General features: G+C 73.6%; 4 protein-coding genes. All 4 read left to right on the top strand.

Going from position 1 to position 4,518, the window contains the following annotated elements:
- Positions 1–825: ABC transporter permease (locus tag CCN33_RS27560; RefSeq protein WP_086696133.1), on the top strand; the 825-nt coding region annotated here is incomplete at its 5' end.
- The gene (locus tag CCN33_RS27555; protein WP_086696132.1) at positions 822–1,820 is read left to right on the top strand and encodes an ABC transporter permease; all 999 of its coding nucleotides are present in this window, start codon (positions 822–824) and stop codon (positions 1,818–1,820) included. The genes CCN33_RS27560 and CCN33_RS27555, both read left to right, overlap by 4 nt.
- Positions 1,817–3,412, top strand: coding sequence for a dipeptide ABC transporter ATP-binding protein (locus CCN33_RS27550; protein WP_086696131.1), 1,596 nt, complete (start codon positions 1,817–1,819; stop codon positions 3,410–3,412). Before CCN33_RS27555 ends, CCN33_RS27550 begins: the two co-directional genes overlap by 4 nt.
- Positions 3,413–3,614: 202 nt before the next feature.
- Positions 3,615–4,518: DUF3492 domain-containing protein (locus tag CCN33_RS27545; protein WP_140394705.1), on the top strand; the 904-nt coding region annotated here is incomplete at its 3' end.

Raw genomic sequence — 4,518 nt, 5'->3', positions numbered from 1 at the left:
GCCCTCGAGGGCCAGGACCCCACCACGTACCACCCCGGCCTCGTCGACTCCGCGCGCGGCGGCGTGCCCGTCGGGTCGCTCGGCGGGATCAGTGCCGAGCACTGGCTGGGCGTCGAACCGCAGACCGGCCGCGACCTGTTCGCCCGGCTGGTGGAGGGCGCCCGCGTCTCGCTGGGCGTCGCCTTCGCGGCCACCCTCATCCAGGTGCTCATCGGCGTCACCATCGGCGTGGCCGCCGCCATGGGCAGCCGGTGGCTGGACCAGGTCCTCAGCCGGATCACCGACATCATCGTGGCCCTGCCGCTCATGATCATGGCACTGGCGCTGCTGGCCATCGTGCCCGCGAGCTTCCCCCGCCCGGTGCTGGTCGCGCTCGTCATCGGGCTGATCGCCTGGGGCAACGTCGCCAAGATCGTGCGCGCCCAGACCCTCACCCTCAAGGGGCTCGATCACGTGGCCGCCGCCCGGCTCAGCGGATGGGGCGCCGTGCGCGTGGCCCGCCGCGAGCTGCTGCCCGGCCTCGCCGCGCCCGTCATCACCTACGCCGCGCTGCTGGTGCCCACCAACATCTCCGCCGAGGCCGCACTGTCCTTCCTCGGCGTCGGGGTGAAGCCGCCGACACCGTCATGGGGACAGATGATCACCGCCGCCGACGTCTGGTACCAGGCCGCGCCGCAGTATCTGCTGTTCCCGGCCGGTGCCCTGTTCACCACCGTGCTCGCCCTCACCGTCCTCGGTGACGGCGTGCGCACCGCGCTCGACCCCCGCGCCGCCTCCCGGCTGCGCGTCGGCACCGGCCGCGCCCGGAAGGAGGGCGCCGCGTGAACGGCTTCGGCGGATTCCTGCTGCGCCGCGCGACGGGCACGCTCATCACCCTGCTCGCCGTCTCGGTCCTCGTCTACGTGGTCTTCTACGCCACCCCCGGCAACGTCGCCCAGATCACCTGCGGCCCGCGCTGCTCTCCGGAGCAGGTGCACCAGGTCGCCGCCCAGCTGCGGCTCGACGACCCGCTCTACCTGCGCTACCTCCACTTCCTCCAAGGGCTGGTCGTCGGCCAGGACTACTCCACCGGCACCTCGGTCGAGCACTGCGCGGCACCCTGCCTCGGGCTCTCCTACCAGAGCGACCAGCAGGTGCTCACGCTGCTGCTGGCCAAGCTGCCGGTCAGCCTCTCGCTGGTGGCCGGCGCGATGGTGCTCTGGCTGGTCATCGGCGTCGGCACCGGCGTCCTCTCCGCCTGGCGACGCGGCCGGCTCTCCGAGCGGGTGCTCACCGTGCTGACCCTGGCCGGCTGGGCCACGCCCGTGTTCGTGCTCGGTCTGGTGCTCATGATCGTGGTCTGCGGCGAACTCCAACTGCTGCCGTTCCCGCAGTACGTGCGCTTCGGCGACGACCCCGAGCAGTGGGCGTGGAACCTGCTGCTGCCCTGGCTGTCGCTGGCCCTGATCGAGGCGGCCGCGTTCGCCCGGCTCACCCGCTCGGCCATGCTGGAGACCCTCGCCGAGGACCACATCCGCACCTTCCGCGCCTACGGCGTGGGCGAGCGGGCCATCGTCGGACGGCACGCCCTGCGCGGTGCGCTCGCCCCCGTGATCGCCCTCAACGCCAACAACGTCGGCTCCGCCATCGGCGGCGCGGTCCTCACCGAGACGCTGTTCGGGCTGCCCGGCATCGGCCAGGAGCTGGTGCACGCGGTCAAGGTCGTGGACCTGCCCGTGGTCGTCGGCATGGTCCTGGTCGTCGCCTTCTTCGTCGTCATCGCCAACGCCGTCGCGGACGTCCTGTACGCGCTGGCCGACCGCCGGGTGGTCCTCGCATGAGCCTGGTCGAAGTCACCGATCTCACCGTCGAGTTCGGCGCCCTGCGCGCCGTGGACGGACTCTCCTTCACGCTGGAGAAGGGGGCCGCGCTGGCCCTGGTGGGCGAGTCCGGCTCCGGCAAGTCCACCGTCGCCGGCGCCCTGCTGGGCCTGCACCGGGACACCGGGGCACGGGTCGGCGGCTCGGTGCTGGTGGCCGGCACCGACGTGACCGCCGCCTCCGACGCCGAGCTGCGAGGGCTGCGCGGGGCCAAGGCCGCCATGGTCTTCCAGGACCCGCTGTCCTCCCTCGACCCCTACTACGCGGTGGGCGACCAGATCGCCGAGGTGTACCGCGTCCACACCCGCGCCTCCCGGCGGGCCGCACGCGTGCGTGCCGTCGAGGTGCTGGACCGGGTCGGCATCCCGGACGCGGCCCGGCGGGCTCGGTCCCGGCCGCACGAGTTCAGCGGGGGCATGCGCCAGCGCGCGCTGATCGCCATGGCGCTGGCGTGCGAACCCGAGCTGCTCATCGCGGACGAGCCGACCACCGCGCTGGACGTCACCGTGCAGGCCCAGATCCTCGACCTGCTGCACACCCTGCGCCAGGAGAACGGGCTCGGCCTGCTGCTCGTCACCCATGACGTGGGCGTCGCCGCCGAGAGTGCCGACGACGTGCTCGTGATGCGGCACGGCCGCGCGGTCGAACACGGGCCGCTGCGCCAGGTGCTGACCGCACCGGGGCAGCCCTACACCCGAGAACTCCTCGCCGCCGTACCGCGCGTGGACGCACCCCGTACCGCGCCGGCCGAGGAGGCGGGGGAGACGGTGCTCGAAGCGGTCGGCCTGCGACGGGAGTTCGGACGCGGGCGAGGGGCGTTCACCGCCGTGGACGACGTCTCACTGACCCTGCGCCGGGGCGAGACCCTGGGAATCGTGGGGGAGAGCGGGAGCGGCAAGACCACCCTGGGCCGCATGCTGGTCGGGCTGCTGGAGCCCACCTCGGGCACCATCCGGTACGACGGACGCCCGCACAGCGGGGTCGACCCGTCCGTGCAGATGGTGTTCCAGGACCCGGCGTCCTCCCTCAACCCCCGCCGCACGGTGGGCGAGTCGATCGCCGACCCACTGCGCGCCAAGGGCGGGACGGACGACAAGGCCGTACGGGAGCGGGTGACCGGACTGCTGGAGCGGGTGGGTCTCGAGGCGGCCCACCACGACCGCTACCCGCACGAGTTCAGCGGCGGCCAGCGCCAGCGCATCGGCATCGCGCGGGCCCTCGCCGCCGACCCGCGCGTCATCGTCTGCGACGAACCGGTCTCCGCGCTCGACGTCACGACCCAGGCCCAAGTGGTCGCCCTGCTGGACGAGTTGCGCCGGGAACTCGGGCTCGCGCTCGTCTTCGTCGCGCACGACCTCGCCGTGGTCCGCCAGGTCAGCGACCGGGTCGCCGTCATGCGCCGCGGACAGGTCGTCGAGACCGGCCCCGTCGACGAGGTGTACGAGAACCCGCGCGACCCGTACACCCGCCAACTCCTGGCCGCCGTACCGGCGCTGGACCCGGAGGTCGCCGCACGGCGCCGGGCGGCCCGGCGGGAGCCCGCTCCGGCGTAACGTTTCGCGTGCGGAACGTCACCACGCGATCTCTTAGCGTATCGGAACGCGGTTCGCCCGCGAAAGTTACGACCGTTCACCCCTTTTGGTGGCGCGATGGACAACCGTCCGTCGCGCCACCGCCCTCTCCGCGTACGTTCGTCCCGCTGCGAGCCGCCGGGACGACGGCGGCTCCCACACACGGGAGATCGGGGGTGCACGCGTGCGCATCGGACTGCTTACCGAGGGTGGCTATCCGTATGTCGGCGGTGACACCGGGCTCTGGTGCGACCGGCTCGTACGCGGGCTCGGGCAGCACGAGTTCGACGTCTATGCGCTGAAGAGCGGCCGACGGCAGGAGGACGACGGCTGGATGCCGATCCCGCCGCAGGTCAGGCGGGTGCGCACCGCACGGCCGTGGGCGGCCGGGGACGACGCCGCCCCGCTGGGCCGCCGCGCCCGCAGGCGATTCACTGAGCACTACGGCGAGCTGCTCGCGGCGGTCTGCGCCCCCCAGGAGCGCTTCGCCGCCGAAGTGGCGGACCGTTTCGGCAACGCGCTGTACAGCCTCGCCGAACTCGCCCGAGACACCGGCCCCCTGACCGGAGCCCTCCGTTCCGACCACGCCGTGACCGCCCTGGAACGCGCCTGCCGCGCCCCCGGCGCGCCGCGCGCGGCGCACGAGGCGCGCGTCCCCGACCTGCTGGCCGTCACCGACCACCTCGCCCGCGCCCTGTGCCCCCTCTCCCTCGACTGGTACGGCGAGGACGCCCTCGCCGCCGTCGACCTCTGTCACGCCACCTCCGGCGGCTCCGCCGCCCTGCCCGGCCTGCTCGCCCGGCACTTCTCCGGCGTGCCCCTGCTGGTCACCGAGTACGGCGTCCAGCTCCGCGCGCACTACCTCGCGCTCGGGCCCGACAGCGCCGCCCCCGCCGTGCGCGCACTGCTCGCCGCCTTCCACGGGCGGCTCGCCACCGAGGTCTACCGGCGCGCCGAGATCCTCACCCCAGGCAGCAGTCACGTCCGGCGCTGGCAGGAGCGGTGCGGCGCCGACCGGGCCCGCATCCGCACCGTCCATCCGGGCATGGACGCCGACCGGTTCGCCGAGGTCGGCGTCCATGCCCGGA

The sequence above is a fragment of the Streptomyces recifensis genome (assembly GCF_002154615.1).
GTDB lineage: Bacteria > Actinomycetota > Actinomycetes > Streptomycetales > Streptomycetaceae > Streptomyces > Streptomyces griseoluteus.
This window is presented reverse-complemented; position numbering and strand designations above follow the sequence as displayed.

Coding starts and splice junctions, on each gene's coding strand:
- CCN33_RS27550 (WP_086696131.1), top strand. CDS start 1,817: ATGAGCCTGGTCGAAGTCACCGATCTCACCGTCGAGTTCGGCGCCCTG.